The 24,361-nt window shown below is 71.1% G+C and carries 16 protein-coding genes; 15 read left to right on the forward strand and 1 reads right to left on the reverse strand.

The window, feature by feature from the left end; translation table 11 throughout:
* Window positions 1-46 precede the first annotated feature (46 nt).
* The 10 genes from OG206_RS21915 to OG206_RS21960 all read left to right on the forward strand — a co-directional run bounded on the left by OG206_RS21915 (window position 47) and on the right by OG206_RS21960 (window position 16,856).
* Window positions 47-1,573: a CYTH and CHAD domain-containing protein gene (locus OG206_RS21915; RefSeq protein WP_327118648.1), complete on the forward strand. Its 1,527-nt coding sequence runs from the start codon at window positions 47-49 to the stop codon at window positions 1,571-1,573.
* A 50-nt stretch (window positions 1,574-1,623) separates the two neighbouring features.
* Window positions 1,624-3,549, forward strand: coding sequence for a TIGR03960 family B12-binding radical SAM protein (locus OG206_RS21920; RefSeq protein WP_327118650.1), 1,926 nt, complete (start codon window positions 1,624-1,626; stop codon window positions 3,547-3,549).
* A 76-nt stretch (window positions 3,550-3,625) separates the two neighbouring features.
* Window positions 3,626-4,759: a hypothetical protein gene (locus OG206_RS21925; protein WP_327118652.1), complete on the forward strand. Its 1,134-nt coding sequence runs from the start codon at window positions 3,626-3,628 to the stop codon at window positions 4,757-4,759.
* 122 nt (window positions 4,760-4,881) lie between these two features.
* Entirely contained in the window at window positions 4,882-5,661 is a 780-nt protein-coding gene (locus OG206_RS21930) for a TIGR03936 family radical SAM-associated protein (protein ID WP_327118654.1), read from the forward strand.
* A gap of 229 nt (window positions 5,662-5,890) precedes the next feature.
* The gene (locus OG206_RS21935; protein ID WP_327118656.1) at window positions 5,891-10,045 is read left to right on the forward strand and encodes an Rne/Rng family ribonuclease; all 4,155 of its coding nucleotides are present in this window, start codon (window positions 5,891-5,893) and stop codon (window positions 10,043-10,045) included.
* 204 nt (window positions 10,046-10,249) lie between these two features.
* Entirely contained in the window at window positions 10,250-11,368 is a 1,119-nt protein-coding gene (locus OG206_RS21940; RefSeq protein ID WP_327118658.1) for a DegT/DnrJ/EryC1/StrS family aminotransferase, read from the forward strand.
* Between the two features lie 38 nt (window positions 11,369-11,406).
* Window positions 11,407-12,384: a Gfo/Idh/MocA family protein gene (locus OG206_RS21945; protein WP_442805955.1), complete on the forward strand. Its 978-nt coding sequence runs from the start codon at window positions 11,407-11,409 to the stop codon at window positions 12,382-12,384.
* Window positions 12,374-13,951 carry a glycosyltransferase family 4 protein gene (locus OG206_RS21950; RefSeq protein WP_327118662.1) on the forward strand — a complete coding sequence of 526 codons (1,578 nt, stop codon included), beginning with the start codon at window positions 12,374-12,376 and terminating at the stop codon, window positions 13,949-13,951. The genes OG206_RS21945 and OG206_RS21950 overlap by 11 nt, the downstream gene beginning before the upstream one ends.
* On the forward strand, window positions 13,948-15,576 hold the full coding sequence (locus tag OG206_RS21955) for a glycosyltransferase family 2 protein (protein ID WP_327118664.1): 1,629 nt from the start codon (window positions 13,948-13,950) through the stop codon (window positions 15,574-15,576). Before OG206_RS21950 ends, OG206_RS21955 begins: the two co-directional genes overlap by 4 nt.
* A complete protein-coding gene (locus OG206_RS21960; protein ID WP_327118666.1) occupies window positions 15,573-16,856 on the forward strand; it encodes a nucleotide sugar dehydrogenase in 1,284 nt (427 codons plus the stop codon). The genes OG206_RS21955 and OG206_RS21960 overlap by 4 nt, the downstream gene beginning before the upstream one ends.
* Before the next feature lie 58 nt (window positions 16,857-16,914).
* Here the strand turns inward: OG206_RS21960 and OG206_RS21965 are convergent, their stop codons facing one another.
* Window positions 16,915-17,526 carry an acyltransferase gene (locus OG206_RS21965; RefSeq protein ID WP_327118668.1) on the reverse strand — a complete coding sequence of 204 codons (612 nt, stop codon included), beginning with the start codon at window positions 17,524-17,526 and terminating at the stop codon, window positions 16,915-16,917.
* Between the two features lie 358 nt (window positions 17,527-17,884).
* On the opposite strand from OG206_RS21965, the gene rplU reads away from it, so the two are divergent.
* The 5 genes from rplU to OG206_RS21990 all read left to right on the forward strand — a co-directional run bounded on the left by rplU (window position 17,885) and on the right by OG206_RS21990 (window position 24,169).
* Window positions 17,885-18,205: a 50S ribosomal protein L21 gene (gene rplU, locus OG206_RS21970; protein ID WP_015577124.1), complete on the forward strand. Its 321-nt coding sequence runs from the start codon at window positions 17,885-17,887 to the stop codon at window positions 18,203-18,205.
* Window positions 18,206-18,219: 14 nt separating this feature from the next.
* Window positions 18,220-18,477, forward strand: a complete 258-nt coding sequence (gene rpmA / locus OG206_RS21975; RefSeq protein WP_014045902.1) for a 50S ribosomal protein L27 — start codon at window positions 18,220-18,222, stop codon at window positions 18,475-18,477.
* Between the two features lie 143 nt (window positions 18,478-18,620).
* Window positions 18,621-20,057 (forward strand): GTPase ObgE, encoded by a 1,437-nt coding sequence (gene obgE / locus OG206_RS21980; RefSeq protein WP_327118691.1) that lies wholly within the window; start codon window positions 18,621-18,623, stop codon window positions 20,055-20,057.
* Window positions 20,058-20,336: 279 nt separating this feature from the next.
* Complete coding sequence (locus OG206_RS21985; RefSeq protein WP_327118693.1) at window positions 20,337-21,836, forward strand: bifunctional cytidylyltransferase/SDR family oxidoreductase; 1,500 nt, start codon at window positions 20,337-20,339, stop codon at window positions 21,834-21,836.
* 227 nt (window positions 21,837-22,063) lie between these two features.
* Window positions 22,064-24,169: a hypothetical protein gene (locus tag OG206_RS21990; protein WP_327118695.1), complete on the forward strand. Its 2,106-nt coding sequence runs from the start codon at window positions 22,064-22,066 to the stop codon at window positions 24,167-24,169.
* The last annotated feature ends 192 nt before the right edge of the window (window positions 24,170-24,361 follow it).

Here is a 24,361-nt window from a genome sequence, read left to right on the forward strand (position 1 = left end):
GCGCCACGGGCTGCGTGACCGCGCCGATCGCGGATAGATTCGTCCTATGGCGGACTCGAAGCGTGAGGTCGAGCGGAAGTACGAAGCGACTCCCGAGACCCGGCTGCCGGACCTGACCCGTGCAGCCGGGGTCTCGTCCGTCGTCCACCGGGGCCTGAGCGAACTCGACGCCGTCTACTACGACACCGAGGACCTCAGACTGGCCGCCGGCTCCCTCACACTGAGGCGCCGGACCGGGGGCGGCGACGCCGGGTGGCACCTCAAGTTCCCTGTCTCCGCCGACGTCCGCGACGAGATCCGGGCCCCGCTCGGCGACGACCTGCCGGCCGAACTGGCCGGACTGCTCCGTTCCCGCGTGCGCCACGCGAAGGTGGCCCCCGTCGTCCGGATCCTCTCCGCGCGCGACGTCCATCACCTCCTCGACGAGGACGGCGCCCTGCTCGCCGAACTGAGCGTCGACGAAGTCCTCGCCGAACGCCTCACGGAAAAGGGCCGCGGCACCACTGCGGCCTGGACGGAGCTGGAGGTCGAACTGGCCGACGACGTGGACCCCGCTGTCCTCGACGCCGTGGAGCGGCGGCTGCGCAAGGCCGGTGTCCACTCCTCCGCCTCCCCGTCCAAGCTCGCCAGGGCACTGGCCGAGACGGCTCCCGAGAACCGGCCGAAGACCCGGAAGGACGGGCCCCCGCGCACTGCGGGCGACCACGTGCTCGCCTACGTGCGCCGCCAGACCGAAGCCGTCGTCCGGCTCGATCCCGCCGTGCGCCGCGACCTGCCGGACTCCGTCCACCGCATGCGGGTCGCCACGCGGAGGCTGCGCAGTGCCTTCAGGACGTACCGCAGGATCCTCGACCGCACCGTCACCGATCCGCTCCGCGACGAACTCAAGTGGCTGGCCGGCGAGCTCGGGACCGGACGCGACCAGGAAGTCCTCGACGCCCGGCTCCGCTCCCGTGTCGCCGGGCTGCCCGACACCCTGGTCCTGGGTCCCGTGACCGCCCGACTGGACCTGTCATCCGTCGCGGCGGCCTCCGGGGCGCGACAGAGGATCGGCGACGTACTCGACAGCGAGCGTTATCTCGACCTGCTGGACGCTCTGTACGCCCTCATCGAAGATCCCCCGCTCAGGCGCGCTGCCGCCAAGGCCCCTAAGGACGCCCTGCCGCGCGCGGTGCTCAAGGACTACGCCCGCCTTGCCGAACGCGTCGGCCACGCCCTCGAACAGCCGCCCGGCCCGGAGCGTGACGTGGCGATGCACGAGGCGCGCAAGGCCACCAAACGTGTCCGCTACGCCGCCGACCTCGCGAGGCCCGCACTGGGCGCGCCCGCCAAGAAGTTCTCCCGCCGGATGAAGTCCGTGCAGACAGTCCTCGGCGACCACCAGGACAGCGTCGTGGCCCGGCAGGCCCTGCGTACCCTCGCGGTCCAGGCCGACGGAGCGGGTGAGTCCGCCTTCACCTGGGGACTCCTGTACGGCCGCGAGGAAGCGGCGGCGCAGGCGCGGGAACGGGAACTCCCCGAGGTGTGGGCGCGGGCGTCGCGGCCCCGGCTGCGGGCGGCACTGGAACGCTGAGCACCGGGTTACGCTAGATGGTCACCCCTGCCAGCTACGAAGGTCCTCAGATGTCTGCCGAGTCGGTCTTCCCACAGCTCGAAGCTCTGCTCCCGCATGTGCAGAAGCCCATCCAGTACGTCGGCGGTGAGCTCAACTCCACCGTCAAACCGTGGGACGAATGCGACGTCCGCTGGGCACTCATGTACCCGGACGCCTACGAGGTCGGGCTCCCCAACCAGGGCGTCATGATCCTCTACGAGGTGCTCAACGAGCGCGACGGCGTCCTCGCCGAGCGCACGTACAGCGTGTGGCCGGACCTCGAGGAGCTGATGCGCGAACACCACGTGCCGCAGTTCACCGTGGACAGTCACCGCCCCGTCGGCGCCTTCGACGTGTTCGGCCTGAGCTTCTCCACCGAGCTCGGCTACACCAACATGCTCACGGCCCTGGACCTCGCGGGCATCCCGCTGGAGTCCAAGGACCGGACCGTGGACCACCCGATCGTGCTGGCGGGCGGCCATGCCGCGTTCAACCCCGAGCCGATCGCGGACTTCATCGACTGCGCGGTGATCGGCGACGGCGAGCAGGCGGTCCTGGAGATCACCGAGATCGTCCGCGCGTGGAAGGCCGAGGGCCGGCCCGGAGGCCGCGAAGAGGTGCTGTTCCGCCTCGCGAAGACGGGCGGCGTCTACGTCCCCGGCTTCTACGATGTCGAGTACCTCCCCGACGGCCGCATCGGCCGCGTCGTGCCGAACAGGTCCGGTGTCCCGTGGCGCGTGTCCAAGCACACGGTCATGGACCTCGACGAGTGGCCCTACCCGAAGCAGCCGCTCGTCCCCCTCGCCGAGACCGTCCACGAGCGGATGTCCGTCGAGATCTTCCGCGGCTGCACCCGCGGCTGCCGTTTCTGCCAGGCCGGCATGATCACGCGCCCCGTGCGGGAGCGAAGCATCACCGGCATCGGCGAGATGGTCGAGAAGGGTCTCAAGGCCACCGGCTTCGAGGAGGTCGGCCTCCTGTCGCTCTCCTCCGCGGACCACTCCGAGATCGGTGACATCGCCAAGGGCCTCGCGGACCGGTACACCGAGGACAAGATCGGCCTCTCACTGCCCTCCACCCGCGTCGACGCGTTCAACGTCGACCTGGCCAACGAGCTCACCCGCAACGGCCGCAGGTCCGGACTCACCTTCGCCCCCGAGGGCGGCTCCGAGCGCATGCGCAAGGTCATCAACAAGATGGTCTCGGAGGAGGACCTGATCCGCACGGTGTCCACCGCGTACGGCAACGGCTGGCGCCAGGTGAAGCTGTACTTCATGTGCGGCCTGCCCACCGAGACCGACGAGGACGTCCTCCAGATCGGCGACATGGCGGTCAACGTGATCGCCAAGGGCCGCGAGGTCTCCGGCCAGAACGACATCCGCTGCACCGTCTCCATCGGCGGCTTCGTGCCCAAGCCGCACACGCCCTTCCAGTGGGCCCCGCAGCTCAGCGCCGAGGACACCGACGCCCGGCTCAAGAAGCTCCGGGACAAGATCCGGGACGACAAGAAGTACGGGCGCTCCATCGGCTTCCGCTACCACGACGGCAAGCCCGGCATCGTCGAGGGCCTGCTCTCCCGTGGCGACCGCCGCGTCGGTTCCGTCATCCGCGCGGTGTACGAGTCCGGGGGGCGCTTCGACGGCTGGCGCGAGCACTTCAGCTACGACCTCTGGATGAAGAGCGCCGAGAAGACGCTGCCCGCCTTCGGCGTGGACGTCGACTGGTACACCACCCGCGAGCGGACGTACGAGGAGGTCCTGCCCTGGGACCACCTGGACTCCGGCCTCGACAAGGACTGGCTCTGGGAGGACTGGCAGGACTCGCTCGACGAGACCGAGGTCGAGGACTGCCGCTGGACGCCGTGCTTCGACTGCGGCGTGTGCCCGCAGCTCGACCTGGACATCCAGATCGGCCCGACCGGCAAGAAGCTCCTGCCGCTCACGGTCGTGAAGTAGACCCTCCGGGTGACAGCCCGATGACGGACGCCCGGCCCAGGGAAACCCTGGGCCGGGCGTTCGCGTCTTCCCCGGCATGGACTTCGACAAGCACCGCACCCCCACGCCGTACGAGGGCGGAGAGGGCTGTCTGACCACCCTCATCAGGATTCCGGTGCGGATCGTGGTGCTGGTGCTCGTCCTGCCGGTCCGCATGCTCTGGGACCTGCTCGTGGCCGGTGGCCGCCTCCTCGACCGCCTGCTGCTGCGCCCCCTGTCCCGGGCGGCGGAGTGGTTCTGCGACCAGGTGCTCGCTCCTGCCGCCAAGGCCCTTGCGTGGCTGGCCGTGGCCCTGTTCGTGTGGCCCTGGGTGGGGTTGTGGCGCTACGTCGTGGTGCCGGTCGTCCACTACGGGGTCGTCGTCCCGCTGGTGTGGCTCCACTCGGCCGTACTCGTCCCGGCCGGACACGGACTGCGGTGGGTGTACACCCGACTGCTGGTCCCGGCGGTGGCCGCGCTCGTCACCCTTCTGCTGGTGTGGCCGGCGGTCGGGGTGTGGCGATACCTCCTCAGGCCGCTCGGCATCGGTGCCGTGTGGCTGGTGACGACCCTTGTGGTGCTGCCGGCGGAGTGGCTGTACGGGAGGGTGCTGACGCCGTTGGGGCACGGCGTGGCGTGGGTGCTGGGCAGGGTGGGGCGGGGGCTGGTGGTTCTGGGGCGGGGGTTGTGGACCGGTGGCGCATGGCTGGTCGTGACGCTTCTCGTGCTCCCCGGCGCATGGGTGTACCGACGCGTCCTGGCCCCCCTCGGCCGGGAGATCGTGACCGCCGTCGGCGTCGCCTGGCGGATCGCGGGGTTCATCTCGCGCGCGGTCGGCCGGGTGCTGGCCTGGCTGGGCCGCCACCTGGTCGGTGCGCCGGCGGTGTGGGTCTTCCGCGCGGTGTGCACACCGGTGGGCCGCTTCCTGCGCGACGCGGTCTGGGCTCCCGCCCGGCAGGCCGCCCTGGACGCGGTCCGCGCGGTCCGCGGTGCGCTGTCCACGGCCCGGGGGACGCTGCGCCTGGCGCGCCGCGACGCCTGGCGGGCACTGGTGGGAGAGCCGCAGGTCGGGGACGCGCGGAAAACAGGAGGGTCGGCTGCGCGTACCCTGGGTAGGACAACGACTGTCCCCAGCGCGGCGCCCGCGTCCGAGATCTCCCCGCAGGTCGGTAAAACCGTCGAGCGGGGGTGAGCCGGAGCGGCACCCCGGGGCACCCTGTACTTCGTGGGCGGCACGCCACCGCGGTCGCCCCGCACCGAGGAGAAGAACCACTGGGCAAGCGACAGCCCGAAGGCCCGCCGCCCGCACCGGCGGTGCAGCGCATCCGACTGCGCTACACCAAGCGGGGCCGCCTCCGGTTCACCAGTCACAGAGACTTCCAGCGTGCCTTCGAGCGGGCACTGCGCCGCTCCGAGGTGCCGATGGCCTACTCGGCCGGTTTCACCCCGCACCCCAAGGTGTCGTACGCCAACGCCGCCCCCACGGGTACGGGCAGCGAGGCCGAGTTCCTGGAGATCGCCCTCACCGAGGCGCGGGACCCCGAAACGCTCCGCGGGCTGCTCGACGCGTCGATGCCCGACGGCCTCGACGTGATCGACGCGGTCGAGGTCCGTACCTCCGGCCTCGCCGAACGCCTGACCGCCTCCGTATGGGAGATGCGACTGGACGGGGTCGGTGTCGAGGACGCGAAGAGGGCCGTGGCAGCCTTCCTGGACGCCGAGACCGTCGAGGTCCAGCGCCGGGCGAAGAACGGCATGCGGAGCTTCGACGCCCGCGCCGCCGTCGCCGACCTGCAGGCCCTTGATCCACAGCCCGATAGGCCCGGGGACGGGCCTTGTGCGATACTGCGGCTGGTAGTGCGGCACGTGACACCTGCCGTGCGACCCGACGACGTCCTTTCAGGCCTCCGAGCCGTGGCCGACCTGACGCCGCCGGTCCCCGCAGCGGTGACCAGGCTGGCGCAGGGGCTCTTCGACGAGGAGTCCGGCACGGTGACCGACCCGCTCGCGCCCGACCGCGAGGCAGCCCCGGCCGTTTCCACGGCCGATCCGGCCGCCGCCGCGACGGCGCCGGAAGGTGCGGGTTCCGCGTAAGGCGGTCGTTGTAGCGCAGCCCTCTGACTCGGGAGCCATCTGGGTCGGGCCGCGCACCGCCCCATAAGACTTTCGCCAGGCCGTGCGTAGCGCGTACGGAACCGGCGAGCCAGACATCAGTTCCCGTGCGGCGCCCGCGCCCCGGACGGCGGTATCGCGCACACCGCGCGAATCGCGTCGGACCGGACTCAGGCGTGGCGCCCGGGAGCGCGACGGGAGAACCGCCCGCATGCACGAGCAGAACGAAACCGGCACGACCGGTAACGCCGAAGACAACACCCCCGGGGACAAGCTGCCGCCGCGCCGCAGGCGCCGTGCGGCATCCCGCCCCGCAGGCCCGCCGTCGGGCGCGCCGGGTACCGCCCCCGCCGAGGACGCCACACCGGCCGTAGCGGCCGCCGCCGAGGCCACCGAGTCCGAAGAGGCCGCCCCGCCGGTCCGCGCCCGTCGTCGCGCGGTGCGCAAGGCGACGGCTCCGGCCGGTGCGCCGCAGGCCGCCGAGGTCGTGGAGCCCGTCGCCGAGCCCGTCGTGGAGACGCCGGCCCCTGCCGCCGCCGAAGAGACGGCCGAGGCCGGTCCGCCGGTCCGCGCCCGTCGTCGCGCGGTGCGCAAGGCGACGGCTCCGGCCGGTGCGCCGCAGGCCGCCGAGGTCGCCGAGCCCGTCGCCGAACCTCCGGTCGAGGACGTCGAGGAGGAGGCCGACGAAGCCCCCGTCGTCGAGGCCCCCGCCCCGCGCGGCCGTCGCCGCGCCACGCGCAAGGCGACCGCTCCGGCCGGCGCTCCGCCGCAGGCCGAGACCGTCGCCGAGGACGCTCCCGCGGCAGAGCCTGTGAAGGCCGCCGAACCCGTCGCCGAAGTGGCCGGGACCGCCGAACCGGCCGCCGCCCCGCGTGGCCGCACCAGGCGCCGCGCGTCGGCTCCGGCCGGTGCGCCGCAGGCTGCCGACGCCGGCCAGGCCTCGCAGGCCGAGACGCAGGCCGAGACGCCGGCCGAGCCCGTGGCCGCTCCGGTGGCCGAAGCCGAGCCCGCCGAGGCTCCGCGTGGCCGCCGCCGTGCTTCCCGCAAGGCGAGCTCTCCGGCCGGCCCCCCGCAGCCCGTCGAGGAGGTCGCCGAGGCGGCCGCCGAGAACGCCGAGAGCCTTCCCGCCGCCGTGGCCGAGGAGCTGGCCACCGAGACCGATCAGGTCGAGGAGGCCGCACCGCGAGGCCGTCAGCGCCGTCGCGTCACCGCGGCCGCCGGCCGCCCGGAGTTCACCGGCAAGGCCGAGGAGCCGGCCCGCAAGGGCCGTCGCGCGACGCGCCCCGCCGTGGCCGTGTTCCAGGCCCCGGTCTTCGCCGAGCCGATGTTCCAGACCCCGGAGACCGCGGCCGCCGCTGCGGCCGCCGCATCGGCGTACGACGAGAGCGACGAGGCCGAGGAGCAGAAGGCGCCGGAGCGCGCGCCGCGCAAGGCGGAGCCCGTGAAGGCGGCGGAGCCCGCCGCTCCGGCGGAGGCCGCCGAAGCCGCTGCGCAGGGCGGTTCGCGCCGTAGGCGCCGCCGCCGCGGCGAGGCCGTCGAGACCGAGCCGGCCGCGACCCCGGTCACGCTTCCCGCCGAGCAGGCGGCCCAGGCCGCAGCCCCCGTCGAGGACGAGTACGAGGCCGAGGCCGAGACGGACGCCGAGCACGAGCACGACGAGTCGGACGAGTACGGGGACCGGCCCTCGCGCCGTCGCCGTCGGGGTGGCCGTCGCCGCCGTCGCGGTGAGGCGGGCGACTCGGACGACGGGCAGCAGGACGACTCCGCGGCGGACCACGCCGAGGACGAGCAGGGCCAGGACGACGAGGACGACGACGAGCACGAGTCCTCCTCCGGGTCCAGCAGCAGCCGTCGGCGTCGCCGTCGCCGCCGTCGCAGCGGGGACGCCTCCGGCGAGGACGCGGGCAGCGGTGCGGACGACCCGGAGCGCACGGTCGTCAAGGTCCGCGAGCCGCGTGAACGGCGTGGGAGGGAAACGGCCGAGCGCGAGCCCGGCACCGGCTTCGACGAGGTCCAGTCCATCAAGGGCTCGACCCGCATGGAGGCCAAGAAGCAGCGTCGCCGCGAGGGCCGTGAGCAGGGCCGCCGCCGCGTCCCGATCATCACCGAGGCCGAGTTCCTGGCCCGCCGTGAGGCCGTCGAGCGCGTCATGGTCGTCCGCCAGAGCGGCGAGCGCACCCAGATCGGCGTCCTCGAGGACAACGTGCTCGTCGAGCACTACGTCAACAAGGAGCAGGCCACCAGCTACGTCGGCAACGTGTACCTGGGCAAGGTCCAGAACGTACTGCCGTCCATGGAGGCGGCCTTCGTCGACATCGGCAAGGGCCGCAACGCCGTCCTGTACGCCGGCGAGGTCAACTTCGAGGCGCTCGGCATGGCCCACGGGCCGCGTCGCATCGAGACCGCGCTCAAGTCCGGCCAGTCGGTCCTCGTCCAGGTGACGAAGGACCCGATCGGCCACAAGGGCGCCCGCCTGACCAGCCAGGTCTCGCTGCCCGGCCGCTACCTGGTGTACGTGCCCGAGGGCTCGATGACCGGCATCAGCCGGAAGCTGCCCGACACCGAGCGGGCGCGGCTGAAGACCATCCTCAAGAAGATCGTTCCTGAGGACGCGGGCGTCATCGTGCGCACCGCCGCCGAAGGCGCCAGCGAGGACGAGCTGCGCCGTGACGTGGAGCGGCTGCAGCAGCAGTGGGACGAGATCCAGAAGAAGTCGAAGAACACCAGCAGCTCCAACGCGCCGACGCTGCTCTACGGCGAGCCGGACATGACGGTCCGGGTCGTCCGGGACATCTTCAACGAGGACTTCTCGAAGGTCATCGTCAGCGGTGACGACGCGTGGGAGACCATCCACGGCTATGTCTCGCACGTCGCACCGGACCTGACGGACCGTCTGTCGCGCTGGACCTCCGAGGTCGACGTGTTCGCGACGTACCGCATCGACGAGCAGCTGATGAAGGCCCTGGACCGCAAGGTCTACCTTCCGAGCGGCGGCTCGCTGGTGATCGACAAGACCGAGGCGATGGTCGTCGTCGACGTCAACACCGGCAAGTTCACCGGGCAGGGCGGAAACCTCGAGGAGACCGTCACCAAGAACAACCTGGAGGCGGCCGAGGAGATCGTGCGTCAGCTGCGGCTGCGCGACCTCGGGGGCATCGTCGTCGTCGACTTCATCGACATGGTGCTGGAGTCGAACCGGGACCTGGTGCTGCGGCGTCTGCTGGAATGCCTGGGACGCGACCGTACGAAGCACCAGGTCGCCGAGGTCACCTCGCTGGGCCTGGTCCAGATGACGCGGAAGCGAGTGGGTCAGGGTCTGCTGGAGTCCTTCTCCGAGACCTGCGTCCACTGCAACGGACGCGGCGTGATCGTCCACATGGAGCAGCCGGCGTCCGCCGGTGGCGGCGGTGGCGGCAAGCGGTCCAAGAAGCGCGGCCGCGGTGGCGCCGGACATGAGCACGACCACGACCACGAGCACGACCAGGCCGAGCCCACGGCCGAGACCGAAGCCGAGGTGGCGGCCGAGGTCGCCGCCCCGGTGGCGCTGCCCGAGCCGGAGTTCGTCGCCGACGAGGAGCTGTACAGCAGCCCCGCCGAGGCGGAGGCGGCGGCAGGGCGTGGACGCGGCCGCCGGCGCGCCACCCGCAAGGCCACGGCCCCGGCCGGTGCGCCCGCCCCGGTGGCGGAGCCCGTACCGGCACCGGTGGCCGAGGACAAGCCGCAGGCGGAGCCCGTCGTTGAGGCCGAGGCCCCGGCGCCGCAGACCGCTCCCGAGGCGGAGGCGGCCCCCGAGGTGGAGGCCGCGCCCGTGGCCCGCACCCGGCGCAGGGCGACGCGCAAGGCGACCGCTCCGGCGGGCTCGCCCCAGCAGGCCGACGTGACGCCCCCGGTGCACCCGGCCGAGCCCACTGCGGACCCCGTCGCGATCGAGGACCCGGTCGTCAAGGCCCCGGCGCCCGCCCCCTCGGACGAGGCGGCGGAAGCCGAGGCTCCGGCACCGCGTGCGCGTCGGCGCGCGACCCGGAAGGCCACGGCTCCCGCCGGGCCTCCGGCCGGCGCCGAGGAAGCCGCGGTCGTCGTGGTCACCGGTGACGGTTCCGACACGCCGGAGGCTCCCGAGGCCGAGGTCTCGGAATCCGATGCTCCGGTGAAGAAGACGGCCGCGCGCAAGACGGCCAAGAAGGTCACGGCGAAGAAGGTGGCCGCCCCCAAGAAGGCCGCCGCCAAGACGGCCGCGAAGAAGACCACGGCGAAGAAGGCGACGACCAAGAAGGCAGCGGCGAAGAAGACCGTCGCGGCCGAGCAGTCGTCGCCCTCCGTGGTCGCCTCCGCGCGCACCGACGAGGGGGAGTCGGCGGGCCGCTGATGACCCCGTAACACTCGTTCGCCCGCACGCGTCCCGCCCCGAGCTCTTGGGGGCGGGACGCGTGCGTTGCGGGGCTGCGACGTCCCGGCCGGTCGAGGAGCCTCATTCCTGCGCTACATATGTCCTCTGTGTCATGATTCGATGCATCCCTGGTGTGGCAGGGCGAGGAGCGCGCGATCGGCGCACTCGTCAAGGAGGGCGTCGATGACGAGCATCAACGAGCAGCCGGTTCCCGCAGCCAGTCCCGTCATCGGAGAGGACGAGATCGCGGCAGTGGTCCGCGTGATGCGCAGCGGCCGGGTCGTACAGGGCCCCGAGGTCGCCGCCTTCGAGGAGGACTTCTCCGGCCTGGTGAGCGGGCGGCACTGCGTCGCCGTCAACTCCGGCACGTCGGCCCTGCACCTGCTTCTCCTCGCCCTTGGCATCGGCAGGGGTGACGAGGTGATCGTCCCCTCGTTCTCCTTCGCCGCCTCCGCCAACGCGGTACGGCTGACCGGCGCCGACGTGGTGTTCGCGGACATCGAGCCGGGAAGCTTCGGTCTCGACCCGGCCGCGGTCGAAGCCGCGGTCACGCCGCGCACCGCCGCGGTCATGCCGGTGCACCTCTACGGTCACCCGGCGGCGATGGGCCGGCTCATGCGCGTCGCCGGCAAGCACCGGCTCGCCGTGGTCGAGGACGCGTGCCAGGCGCACGCCGCGGCGCTGAACGGAACCCCGGTCGGTGCGTTCGGCGCGGGCGGCGCCTTCAGCTTCTACCCGACCAAGAACATGCACTCCCTCGAAGGCGGCATGGTCACCACGGCGGACGCCGAGCTGGCCCGCATGCTGCGGCTGCTGCGCAACCAGGGCATGGAGCAGCGTTACGCCAACGAGGTCGTCGGCGCCAACATGCGGATGACCGACGTGTCCGCCGCCGTCGGCCGCGTGCAGCTCGGCAGGCTCGGGGCCTGGACCGAGCAGCGCCGGGCCAACGCCGCCTTCCTCGACTCGCACATCACCCACCCCGGCGTCACCACGCCGCCGGTCGCCGAGGGGGCCCGGCACGTCTACCACCAGTACACCGTGCGCGTCCGCGGTGCCCGGGACGCCGCGATGGCATCGCTCGCCGAGGCGGGCATCGGCCACGCGGTCTACTACCCGACGCCGATCCACCGGCTCAAGCCCTACTGGGAGCCGGACCAGAAGGCCGGACGTCTCTGGGACCTCCCGGAGACGGAGCGGGCCGCCGCCGAGGCCGTCTCCCTGCCCGTGCACCCGTCCCTCACGCCGGAGGATCTGAAGCGCGTGGCCGTCGCCGTCAACGCTCTGGAGGCAATGCAGTGAACGCCGGACTGCGGGCCGGTCTGATCGGCCTCGGCTCCATGGGCCGTCACCACGCCCGTGTACTCATGGCCCTGGAGGGCGTCGAGCTGGTCGGCGTGGTCGATCCGCTGGGCGACAAGAACGGCTGGGCCCAGGGAGCACCCGTCCTGTCAGGTGTCGAAGACCTCCTGTCCCTCGGGGTCGACTACGCCGTCGTGGCCTGTCCGACGGGCCTGCACGAGGAGGTCGGCCTGCAGCTGGCCGAGGCCGGCGTCTGCGTGCTGGTCGAGAAGCCGCTCGCGGACACCGTCGAGGGCGCCCTGCGTCTCGTGCATGCCTTCGAGTCGCGGAACCTGGTCGCCGGTGTCGGCCACATCGAGCGGTGCAACCCCGCCCTGCGCTCGCTGCGCAGCCGCCTGAAGACCGGCGAACTCGGCGACGTGTACCAAGTGGTGACCCGGCGGCAGGGCCCCTTCCCGCACCGCATCGCCGACGTCGGAGTGGTCAAGGACCTCGCCACCCACGACATCGACCTGACGGCCTGGATGACCGGCCGGAGTTACGTGTCGATCGCGGCCCACACCGTGTCGAAGTCGGGCCGCCCGTACGAGGACATGGTGAGCGCGGTCGGCCGGCTCAGCGACGGGACGATGGTCAACCACCTGGTCAACTGGCTGAGCCCGCTCAAGGAGCGGTTCACCTCGGTCACCGGGGAGCGGGGCTGCCTCATCGCCGACACCCTGACCGCCGACCTGACGTTCTACTCGAACGCCTCGGTCGCCACCGAGTGGGAGGCACTCAGCGCCTTCCGAGGGGTCTCCGAGGGGGACATGGTCCGCTACGCGATTCCCAAGCGGGAGCCGCTGCTCGTCGAGCACGAACTCTTCCGGGACGCCGTGCAGGGGAACTCCTCCGACATCTGCACGCTGCGGCAGGGGCTGCGCACCGTGGAGGTGGCCGCCTCACTGCTGGATTCGGCGAGGAGCGGCCGCACGGTGGTCTTCGAGGCGGAGGCGGCGGTCGGCCATGGTGCTTGACCGCCCGGCGGAGGAGCCCCCACGCCACCGCGGGAAGATCGTCATGCTGGTCGAGAACGGCGTGAAGGGCGACTCCCGGGTGCAGAAGGAGGCCTGGTCCGCCGCCGCCGCGGGCTGGGACGTGGTGCTTCTGGGCAAGTCGCCCGACAAGAAGGCGAGGAGCTGGCGGCTGGGGGAGGCCCGGGTACGCCTGCTGACGGTGCCGACGCCCCTGCACCGGCGCCGTCACGAATACCGCCGGGCGGTCCTCCGCGCCCCGCTCGCGTACCCGCCGGGTCCGCTGGCCGAGTACCGCAAGCAGCGGATGAAGGCATGGCGCGCGGAGCTCAACCTCCGGGTCATCGAGACCGGGCGGAGCGGATCCGCCCTCGCGCGCACACGCCTGCTGCCGACGCGGCTGCTGTCCCGGGGCGTGGGCAAGTGGGTCCGGCTCCGCGCCCGGCAGACCGCCGCGCTGGAGGTTCGCCGCAAGGACATGGACACCCCGCTCGACCGGTTCACCACGGCCTTCTGGGTCCGGGTGATGGGGGAGCGGGCCTGGCGCCGGCTCGACCCCGGTCTGTGGGACCTGGAGCTCGCCTACGGGAAGGTCATCGACCGTCTCGAACCCGACCTGATCCATGCGAACGACTTCCGGATGCTGGGCGTGGGCGCGCGCGCCAAACTACGGGCCGAGGCCAAGGGCCGTACCGTGAAACTGGTGTGGGACGCGCACGAGTACCTGCCCGGTATCAAGCCCTGGAACCCGCACCCCCGCTGGCACGTCGCCCAGTGCGCCCACGAGCGGGAACACGCCAAGTACGCCGACGCGGTCACCACCGTGTCGGCCACCCTCGCGCAGATGCTGGCGGAGCACCACGGGCTGGTCGACCTGCCGGAGGTGGTGCTCAACGCCCCCGACGCCCTGATTCCCGAGGACCGGGCCGCGGAGCCCGTCCCCGACCTGCGGGAGCTGTGCGGAATCGGTCCCGAGGTGCCGCTGGCCGTCTACAGCGGTTCCGCGGCCCCGCAGCGGGGTCTTGACATCATGATCGAAGCCCTGCCGCAGCTCCCGGCCACACATGCCGCTTTCATCGTCCCGCGCGGCAACTCGCCCTACATGCAGGCCCTCAGGGCGCGAGCGGCCGAACTCGGCGCGGCCGACCGGATGCACATCCTGCCCTACGTGCCGCACGACCAGGTCGTCCGCCACCTGGCAGCGGCGGACGTCGGGGTCATCCCGATCCACCACTGGCCGAACCACGAGATCGCCTTGATCACGAAGTTCTTCGAGTACTCGCACGCGCGGCTCCCCCTCGTCGTAAGCGATGTCCGGACGATGGGCGGTACGGTCGCCGCCACCGGACAGGGCGAGGTCTTCACGGCCGAGGACGTGGCGGACTACGTACGGGCCGTGACCGCTGTCCTGGCCGACCCGCAGCGCTACCGGGACGCCTACGACCGGCCGGGCATGCTCACGGAATGGACCTGGGAGGCGCAGGCGGCTGTCCTCGACGGTGTGTACTCCAGGCTCGTCGAGGGCGTGCGTGCCCCGGTGGGTGAACGGATGGCCCCGGTGACGTCATGACCGCGTGCCCCGACGTCAGCGTCATCGTGGCCGTGTACAACACGATGCCCTACCTGACGGAGTGCTTGAACTCCCTGGTGGGGCAGAGCATCGGGCTGGAACGCCTCGAAGTGATCGCGGTCGACGACGGATCCACGGACGGCAGCAGCGGCGAACTCGACCGGTTCGCCGATCGGTACCCAGGTGTGGTCACCGTGTTGCACCAGGCCAACTCGGGTGGCCCGGCCGCCCCCAGCAACCGCGCACTGGACAAGGCCACCGGGCGCTTCGTCTACTTCGTCGGCTCGGACGACTACCTCGGCGAAGAGGCCCTGGAACGGCTGGTGGCCTACGCGGACACGCACGAGTCGGACGTCGTCGCCGGCAGGATGGTCGGGGTCAACGGGCGTTACGTGCACCAGAAGCTGTACGCGGAGAACGCCCCCGACATCAGCCTGTACCACTCCCCTCTGCCGTTCACACTGGCGAACACCAAGCTGTTCAGACGTGACCTGGTGGAAAAGCATCACCTGCGCTTCCCCGAGGACCTGCCGGTCGGCAGCGACCAGCCGTTCACCATCGAGGCCTGCGTGCGGGCCCGCAGGATCTCCGTACTCGCCGACTACACCTGCTACTACGCCGTGAAGCGTGGCGACGCGAGCAACATCACCTACCGGGCCGACCACCTGGCCCGGCTGCGGTGCACCGCGCGGATCATGGACCACGTCGCCGGTCTCGTCGCGCCGGGGCCGCGACGGGACGCGATCCTGGCACGCCACTTCGCCTGGGAACTCTCCAAGCTCCTGATGACGGACTTCCCGGCACTCGACCTCGGTACCCGGCGGCAGCTCTGCGACGGGCTCTCCGTGCTGCTCGACACGTACTACACGGAGGCGCTGCGCGACGGTACGGGCGTGAGGCGCCGGGTCCGCTTCGGTCTGGCCGGGCGCGGGGCCGTGGAGGCCCTGAGCAGGACCATCACGGACGAGGCCGCACACGGAGCCCCGCCCTTCCGGCTGGAAGGCGACCGCGCCTTCGCCGCCTACCCGGGCTTCCGGGACCCCGCGGTCGGCCTGGACGACCGGTACTACGAGGTCCTCGGCGAGACGGTGGCGGGCCGGCTCGCGGCGGGGACGGAGTTCGAGTCGGCCGGCTGGGAGCAGTCGGGCGCGGGCCTCCGGCTCACCGTGCGGGTGCGGCTCGGAGTCACCGGAGACGTGTCCTCAGCGGTGGTCGCCCTGGTGCAGGGAGCCATGCCGCAGAGCGCTGACCGGCCCGGCGCCCGCAGGCTGCAGGGGCAGGACGTCCGCCCCCCGGCACCCGGCGACTTCGCCGTCGAGCCGGCCGCGGACGGACGCGGCACGCAGGTGAGCGCCCGCGTCCCGGTCCCGGCCGTCTCCGCCAGCAAGGGATTGCGCGTCTACGTCGACGTCGCGGGGTCGACCTACGAGATCCCGGTGCGGACCGAGGGGCGGCCCATGCCGCTGGCCCGCCGGTGGGGCGAGCCCGGTCCCTACCGCGTCGCGGCGCGTCCGAACACCAAGGGCCGGTTCGTGGTCACGACGGCTCCACTCGTGGAGCCCCGGGGCGTACGGGGTAGCAGGCTGTGGAGTCTGCTGAGACCGAAGAGGAAGCGAAGCCGATGAACATCTGCGTAGTCGCACTGGGAAAGATCGGGCTCCCGCTCGCCGTGCAGTTCGCCGCCAAGGGCCACACGGTCATCGGCGCGGACGTCGACGAGGAGGTCGTGGGCCTGGTGAACGCGGCGACCGAGCCGTTCCCCGGCGAGCACGACCTGGACGTCAAGCTCAAGGAGGCGGTCGGCGCGGGCCTGCTCTCCGCGACGACGGACACCACGGCCGCGGTCGCGGCGTCCGACGCCGTCGTGATCGTCGTCCCGCTCTTCGTGGACGGCGAGGGCACCCCGGACTTCGGCTGGATGGACGCGGCGACGAAGGCCGTCGCCGCGGGCCTGCGCCCCGGCACGCTCGTCAGCTACGAGACCACCCTGCCGGTCGGCACCACCCGTAACCGCTGGGCTCCGATGCTCGCGGAGGGATCCGGCCTCACACCCGGACGCGACTTCCCCCTCGTCTTCTCCCCGGAGCGGGTCCTGACCGGCCGCGTCTTCGCCGACCTGCGCCGCTACCCCAAGCTGGTCGGCGGCATCGACGAGGCGTCGACGCTGCGCGGCACCGAGTTCTACGAGGCCGCGCTCGACTTCGACGAGCGCGACGACCTGCCCCGCCCCAACGGCGTCTGGAACCTCGGTACGTCGGAGGCCGCCGAACTGGCGAAGCTCGCCGAGACCACCTACCGGGACGTCAACATCGGTCTGGCCAACCAGTTCGCCCGCTTCGCCGACCTGCACGACATCGACGTCGAGCAGGTCATCGACGCGTGCAACAGCCAGCCCTACAGTCATATTCATCGGCCCGGAATCGCCGTCGGCGGCCACTGCATCCCGGTCTACCCGCGGATGTACCTGTGGAACGACCCCGATGCCACCGTCGTCCGGGCGGCCCGCGAGGCCAACGCGGCGATGCCCGGTTACGCCGTCGACCTGCTGGCCGCCGCCTACGGCGACCTGCACGGCGTCGGCGTCCTCGTGCTGGGCGCCGCCTACCGCGGCGGCGTCAAGGAGACCGCGTTCTCCGGTGTCTTCGGTGTGGTCGAGGCGCTGCGGGAGCGTGGAGCGGTGCCGTTCGTCTCGGACCCCCTGTACAGCCCCGAGGAACTGAAGGCCCAGGGGCTGGTCCCGCACGAGAACCAGGCCGTCACCGCGGCGATCCTCCAGACCGACCACCCCGAGTACCGCGAGTTGTCCGCGGACACCCTGCCCGACGTCCGCGTCCTCGTCGACGGCCGCCGTACGACGGACCCGGCCCGATGGGCGGGCGTGCGCCGGGTCGTCATCGGCGGCTGACCGGCGGGCCGGCCGCGGCGCGGCCCCGGCGGGGCGGATCCGGCACGCGCCTCCCGCGTCAGAGTGCCAGGGGGGCACGCTCCGTGAGCACCCCGTCGGTCTCGTCGTGCAGTGCGCCGGTCCTCGGACACTCCCAGACGCCCGGTTCGTCCGGCCGCTCGGCCAGCTTCACGCCACTGCGCCCCACCCAGCCGATCCGGCGGGCCGGCACGCCCACGACCAGCCCGAAGTCCGGGACGTCGCCGGTCACCACGGCGCCCGCCGCGACCATGGCCCAGCGGCCGATCCGTACGGGTGCGACGCACACGGACCGTGCGCCGAGCGAGGCGCCCTCGGCCACCGTCACGCCCACCGGCTCCCAGTCGCCCCCGCGCTTCTGCCTGCCCTCGGGATCGACGGAGCGCGGGTTGCGGTCGTTGGTGAGGACCACGGCGGGGCCGACGAAGACACCGTCACCGAGCTCGGCGGGCTCGTACACCAGGGCGTAGTTCTGCAGCTTGACGTTGTTGCCGATCCGGACGTCCGTTCCCACGTACGCCCCGCGGCCGATCACGCAGCCCTCGCCGAGCCTGGCGCCCTCACGGATCTGGGCGAGCTCCCAGACGCTGCTGCCGTCCCCGATCTCGGCACTCTCGTCGACCTGTGCGGTGGGCTGGACCGTGTAGTTCACCTGCGGCACCTTTCGGGGAGCGGAACAGGACAAAGCGTACGGTCGCTCGCCCGTGCGCTCCGCGACCTCCCGCCGTGCGGGCGGAACGAGTTGCTCCGTCTGCCGTGGAATCACGCGCGGGACGACCGTTCGCGGCGCCCGTTCGGACGGAGGCGGCGGGGGAGAGCCGGTTTGACCCCCCGGGGTCCGCCCCGTAATCTTGACCCTCGGCGTGTTTCTGTGCGCCTACCCCCTGAGCACATCCCTCCCGGTGATCCGTCCCCGGGGGAGGCCGCTCATCCTTCCGGACTGTCGTGGGCTCCGGCCTGCGCGGGCGGCTGGCATCAGGGGATCCGTTCCGAGTGAGAGAGAGATCCGCGTGTACGCCATCGTGCGCAGCGGTGGTCGCCAGCACAAGGTTGCTGTCGGCGACATCGTTGAGGTTGACAAGATTTCCACCGCCAAGGTTGGCGACACGGTCGAGCTCTCGACCCTGCTCGTTGTCGACGGTGACGCCGTGACCAGCGACCCGTGGGTGCTGGACGGCATCAAGGTCCAGGCCGAGATCGTGGACCACCACAAGGGCGCGAAGATCGACATCCTTCGCTACAAGAACAAGACGGGTTACCGCCGTCGCCAGGGTCACCGCCAGCAGTACACGGCGATCAAGGTCACCGGTATCCCCGCGGCTGCGAAGTAAGGGACTGAGGAGACATGGCACACAAGAAGGGCGCATCGTCCACTCGGAACGGGCGCGATTCCAATGCTCAGCGGCTCGGCGTGAAGCGCTTCGGCGGTCAGGCCGTCAACGCCGGTGAGATCCTGGTCCGCCAGCGCGGCACCCACTTCCACCCGGGCACGGGCGTCGGCCGTGGCGGCGACGACACGCTGTTCGCGCTGACCGCCGGTGCGGTGGAGTTCGGTACGCACCGTGGCCGCAAGGTCGTGAACATCGTTCCCGTCGCCGCCTGAGTCTGGCGACGACCGAACGACACAGCACCTTCCGAGGGCGGATCTCAGCTTTCCCGGTATGCGGGGAAGCGGGTCCGCCCTCGGCGCGTTACGACTAGAGACATTCCGTATTTTTTTTCCCGCTGTACCTGGAGGCACCAACCATGACCACCTTCGTGGACCGCGTCGAGCTGCATGCCGCCGCGGGTAACGGAGGCCACGGCGTGGCCTCCGTGCACCGTGAGAAGTTCAAGCCGCTCGGTGGTCCCGACGGGGGCAACGGCGGACGCGGCGGCGACGTGATCCTCGTCGTCGAGCAGTCCGTCACCACTCTGCTCGACTACCACCACCACCCTCACCGCAAGGCCACGAACGGCCAGCCGGGCGCGGGTGACAACCGCTCCGGCAAGGACGGCCAGGACCTCGTCCTGCCCGTCCCGGACGGCACCGTCGTCCTCGACAAGGCCGGCAACGTCCTGGCCGACCTCGTCGGTCAGGGCACCACCTTCGTCGCCGGCCAGGGTGGCCGCGGTGGGCTCGGCAACGCCGCGCTGGCGTCCGCCCGTCGCAAGGCGCCCGGCTTCGCTCTGCTCGGTGAGCCGGGCGAGAGCCGGGACATCGTCCTCGAGCTCAAGACCGTCGCCGACGTGGCCCTCGTCGGCTACCCGAGCGCGGGCAAGTCCTCGCTGATCTCCGTGCTCTCCGCGGCCAAGCCGAAGATCGCGGACTACCCGTTCACGACGCTCGTCCCCAACCTGGGCGTCGTCACCGCGGGCTCGACCGTATACACCATCGCCGACGTCCCGGGTCTCATTCCGGGCGCCAGCCAGGGCAAGGGCCTCGGCCTCGAGTTCCTGCGGCACGTCGAGCGCTGCTCCGTCCTCGTGCACGTCCTGGACACCGCGACGCTCGAGTCGGACCGCGACCCCGTCTCCGATCTCGACATGATCGAGGAGGAGCTCCGGCTGTACGGCGGTCTCGAGAACCGGCCGCGCATCGTCGCGCTCAACAAGGTCGACATCCCGGACGGGCAGGATCTCGCCGACATGATCCGTCCCGACCTGGAGGCACGCGGCTACCGCGTCTTCGAGGTCTCGGCGATCGCTCACAAGGGCCTCAACGACCTCAGTTACGCCCTTGCCGGGATCATCGCCGAGGCGCGGGCCACGCAGCCGAAGGAGGAGTCGACCCGGATCGTCATCCGTCCCAAGGCCGTCGACGACGCGGGCTTCACGGTCACCCTGGACGAGGACGGCATCTATCGCGTGCGCGGCGAGAAGCCCGAGCGCTGGATCCGCCAGACCGACTTCAACAACGACGAGGCCGTCGGCTACCTCGCCGACCGGCTCAACCGCCTCGGTGTCGAGGACGCGCTCCGCAAGGCCGGCGCCCAGGCCGGCGACGGCGTCGCCATCGGTGCCGAGGAGAACTCGGTCGTCTTCGACTGGGAGCCGACCATGGCCGCCGGCGCCGAGATGCTGGGACGACGCGGTGAGGACCACCGTCTCGAGGCCCCGCGTCCCGCAGCGCAGCGGCGTCGTGACCGTGACTCCGAGCGTGACGACGCGCAGCGCGAGTACGACGAGTTCGACCCCTTCTAGGCCCGGGCACGGGGCGTCCCCGCACTGCGGGGACGCCCCCGGATTCACCGAGAACCGCCAGGTGACGAGCCTGCGGCGACCGCTCATGTGCAGATTGCGTCACACATCTGTGGAGTCCGTCACTGCGGGCCCGGGCGTCGCGGAGGCCAATGTGCCTGGCCAGGCAGTGAACTGCGGGTTTCCCAGGGGCAAGCACCGGTAAACGTCCGCCTTGCGAGACGGTCGCGGAGAGTGCGACCATCACACAGTTCCCCCCTGTCATCGCAAGGTAGGTCGTCTGTGTCTGTGCCGCATGAAGCCAAGCCCCGGACCACAGCGGTCGTGCTCGCCGGTGGGACCGGTCAACGTGTGGGGCTGTCGATCCCCAAGCAGCTGCTGAAGATCGCCGGTAAGGCAGTCATCGAGCACACGCTGACCATCTTCGAGAACGCCGAGGGCATCGACGATGTCATCGTGCTGATGGCGCCGGGCTTCGTGCCCGACGTCGAGAAGATCGTCGCCAAGGCCGGGCTGACCAAGGTCGTCAAGGTCATCGAGGGTGGCAGCACCAGGAACGAGACCACCGAGCGTGCCATCGCGGCCCTCGGGGAAGGGCTCGCCGACGGTGAGGACCGCAACGTCCTGTTCCACGACGCGGTCCGCCCGCTCCTGTCGCAGCGCGTCATCAAGGACTGCGTCGACGCCCTCGACCGCTACCAGGCCGTCGACGTCGCCATCCCGTCCGCCGACACCATCATCGTGACCCGCACCCACGGCGAGGACGGCGAGTTCATCACCGACGTCCCGGACCGGTCCCGGCTGCGCCGCGGCCAGACCCCGCAGGCCTTCAAGCTGTCCACCATCCGCAAGGCGTACGCCGTCGCGGCCGGTGACCCGAACTTCCAGGCCACCGACGACTGTTCGGTCGTCCTGCGGTACCTCCCCGACGTGCCCATCTACGTGGTCGCGGGCGACGAGTACAACATGAAGGTGACGCAGCCGGTCGACGTCTTCATCACCGACAAGCTGTTCCAGCTCGCCTCGACCGCCGCCCCGCGCCAGGCAGACGAGGCCGCCTACCGCCAGCTGCTCTCGGGCAAGACCCTGGTCGTCTTCGGCGGCTCGTACGGCATCGGTGCCGACATCGCCACGCTGGCCGAGCAGTACGGTGCCACCGTCTACGCACTGGGCCGCTCCACCACGGGTACGCACGTCGAGAACCCGGAGCACATCGACGACGCGCTGTCGAAGGCGTACGCCGAGACCGGCCGCATCGACTACGTCATCAACACCGCGGGCGTCCTGCGCATCGGCAAGCTGGCCGAGACGGACCCGGCGACGATCCAGGAAGCGCTGAACGTCAACTACCTGGCGCCGGTGCAGATCGCGCGCGCCTCGTACAAGTACCTGGCGGAGACGCAGGGGCAGTTGCTCCTGTACACCTCCAGCAGCTACACCCGGGGCCGTGCCGAGTACAGCCTCTACTCCTCCACCAAGGCCGCGATGGTGAACCTCACCCAGGCGCTGGCCGACGAGTGGGCAGGCGAGGGTGTCAGGGTCAACTGTGTGAACCCGGAGCGCACCGCCACCCCCATGAGGACCAAGGCGTTCGGCCAGGAGCCGGAGGGTTCGCTGCTCTCCTCCGAGGCCGTCGCGCGCACCTCGCTCGACGTCCTCCTGTCCGCGATGACGGGTCACGTCATCGACGTACGTCAGCAGGATCCGACGCGTGATGTCACCGAGGCTTCGGGATTCGAGCAGGCCCTGGCCTCGGTACTGGACCGTCAAGAAGATGTGTAATAATTCTTGACAATTGCTTTTTTAACGGGCCCCTGTAATCGCTGAAAGGTGATTCCAGGGGCCCGTATGCGTGAAGCCGCATCTTCACATTTCCCTCAATACGTGAAACAACCGGCACCCCCTGGAGCAGGTTCTTCGTGATTTCGACAGCCATCCGGCTGGCCCGTGTGGGCAGTCGGTCAGAACTGGCGGCAGCGATACTGATGATGCTGGGTTATCCCTGCGTCATGGTCGCCGCTCTTGTCCCCGATATCTGGTTCTTCGCGGCGGCCACGGCTGTCACCTACCTCGCGGACTGGTACCTGCACCAGCGCGGCAGTTATCTGGTCAACAGGCTCGGAAAGGTGCGGGCGGGGCTGTCCATCCGCTTCCTCCTCCGCCAGTTGATGATCATCCTCCTGCTGGCCCGGCTGGACCTCGCCGAGGAACCGCTCTTCTACGCGGCGGTCGCCTGCTTCCTGCTCTTCTACGGGCTGCAGGCCCCGCACGGCGCGCTGACGACACTCATCCGGCTGCGACGCAGCCTGCCCATCGTCACCCGCAACGTGGACCTGCACGCCATACGCATCCCCGACGCCCCGCCGCGCGCCCTGCTGCACCGCTCCAGCGAGAAGATGCTGCACCTCGACCTCCCCGCGGTGGCCGGTGTGCTGCTCGCGGCGGGCACGGGCGAAGACGTCATCGGGTACATCGGTGCCGGTGTGACGCTGCTGCTCGCGGGCCTCTACACCGCGTTGCTCGTCCCCTATCTCCGGAAGAAGCGGCAGGCGCCCTCGGCTCCCGCGGTACTGAAGGCGCTCGACGCCTGGCTGCGCGAGTACCAGCCGACGGTCGTCCTCTACTTCTCCGGCTCCAGCGAGTCCGCCTACCAGGGCAACATGTGGCTCGACACCATGGCCGCCGTCGAGGGACGCCCGCTGATCGTCATGCGCGAGCGGAACCTCGTCCCGCAGCTCGCGGACACGTCCGTGCCCGTGGTGTGCGTGCCCGCCGGCACCCACCTGATGAACATGGACCTCTCCAGCGTCCGGGTCTGCCTGTATCCGGCGAACGTCGGAAAGAACATCCACATGCTGCGCGTCCCGACCATGAAGCACGTCTTCATCGGCCACGGCGACAGCGACAAGCTGGCCAGCGTCAACCCTTACTCCAAGGTGTACGACGAGGTGTGGACGGCCGGCCGCGCGGGCCGCGACCGTTACGCCCTCGCCGACGTCGGTGTCCGCGACGAGGACATCGTCGAGGTCGGACGCCCCCAGCTCGCTCCGATCAAGAGCTGGACCGGCACCACGAGGAACCCCGTTCCCACGGTGCTGTACGCCCCCACGTGGGAGGGCTGGGACGACAACCCCGGCAACACCTCGCTGCTGCTGGCCGGTGAGAAGATCGTCCGTCGGCTGCTGAAGGCGGACAACCCGGTCCGGGTCATCTACAAGCCGCACCCCTTCACCGGTATCCGCAGTGCCAAGGCCAAGGCTGTCGACGCGAAGATCAGGAACCTGATCGAGACCGCTGCGCAGAAGCGTGCCGCGGACCCCAGGTGGGTGAAGGAGGCCTCGGCCGCCGCTGCCGGGCACACTGCGGCCAAGGCGGAACTCGTCCGTATCGAGGCCCGCCTGGCGGAGCTTTCGAAGCCGGGCCGCGCCGGGGGCGACGAGTCGGAGGAGTCCCGCCTCTCGCTCGCCGACCCGGCCCGTCAGACCGAGATCTCCACGCTGCGGACCGAGTGGAACGACGCCTACTGGCGTTCCCTCGGCTGGTGGGAGCACATGACGGTGACGGGTGCGCAGCCGAAGCTGTACGACTGCTTCAACGAGTCCGACGCCATGGTCTCCGACATCTCCAGCGTGGTGTCCGACTTCATCGCGAGCGGCAAGCCCTACGCGGTCACGGACTCGGCCGAGCTCGGCGCGGAGGAGTTCAAGCGTCAGAACACCGCCGTGCGTGCGGCCGTCATTCTCTCCAACAGCGCAGAGGAGATCGACGAGCTTCTGTCCGCCGTCACCGACCCGGCGGCGGACCCGCTGGCCGAAGCCCGCCACGAGCTGAAGACCTATCTGCTGGGTCCGGACGAGCCGACCTCCATGGAGCAGTTCGACGCCGCCGTCCGGGCCCTCGCGGTCAAGGCCGAGGCCCGCAACGCGGGTGTCGCGCAGCGCCTGGGCGGGCAGCAGCCCCCCGCTCCCCTCCCTGACGCGGAGGCGGCGTCCAGCGGGGCGGGCGACGGCACGGCTGAGGTCGTCGCCGAGGCGGATGCCGCGGTCGACCCGGACGTGCCCGCCGGGCCGGATGCCGATGCGGGCATCGGCGCGGGCCCCTCGGCGGTCCGCTGAGCGCGGTCCGCCCGGAGCGTGACCGGGGCGGCCGGATGCGGAGATGACGGGCAGGTGTGATCCGGTCGTCCTCCAGGTGTTCGAAATCCGTCCGATTCGCGACGCAACCCATGCAACGGCCCGTCCGTCTCCTTCTCGGGGAGGGGAACGTACGGGCCGTTCGGCGTGTCCGTGCCCGGAACGGGGGGTATA

Source organism: Streptomyces sp. NBC_01341, from assembly GCF_035946055.1.
Lineage (GTDB): Bacteria > Actinomycetota > Actinomycetes > Streptomycetales > Streptomycetaceae > Streptomyces.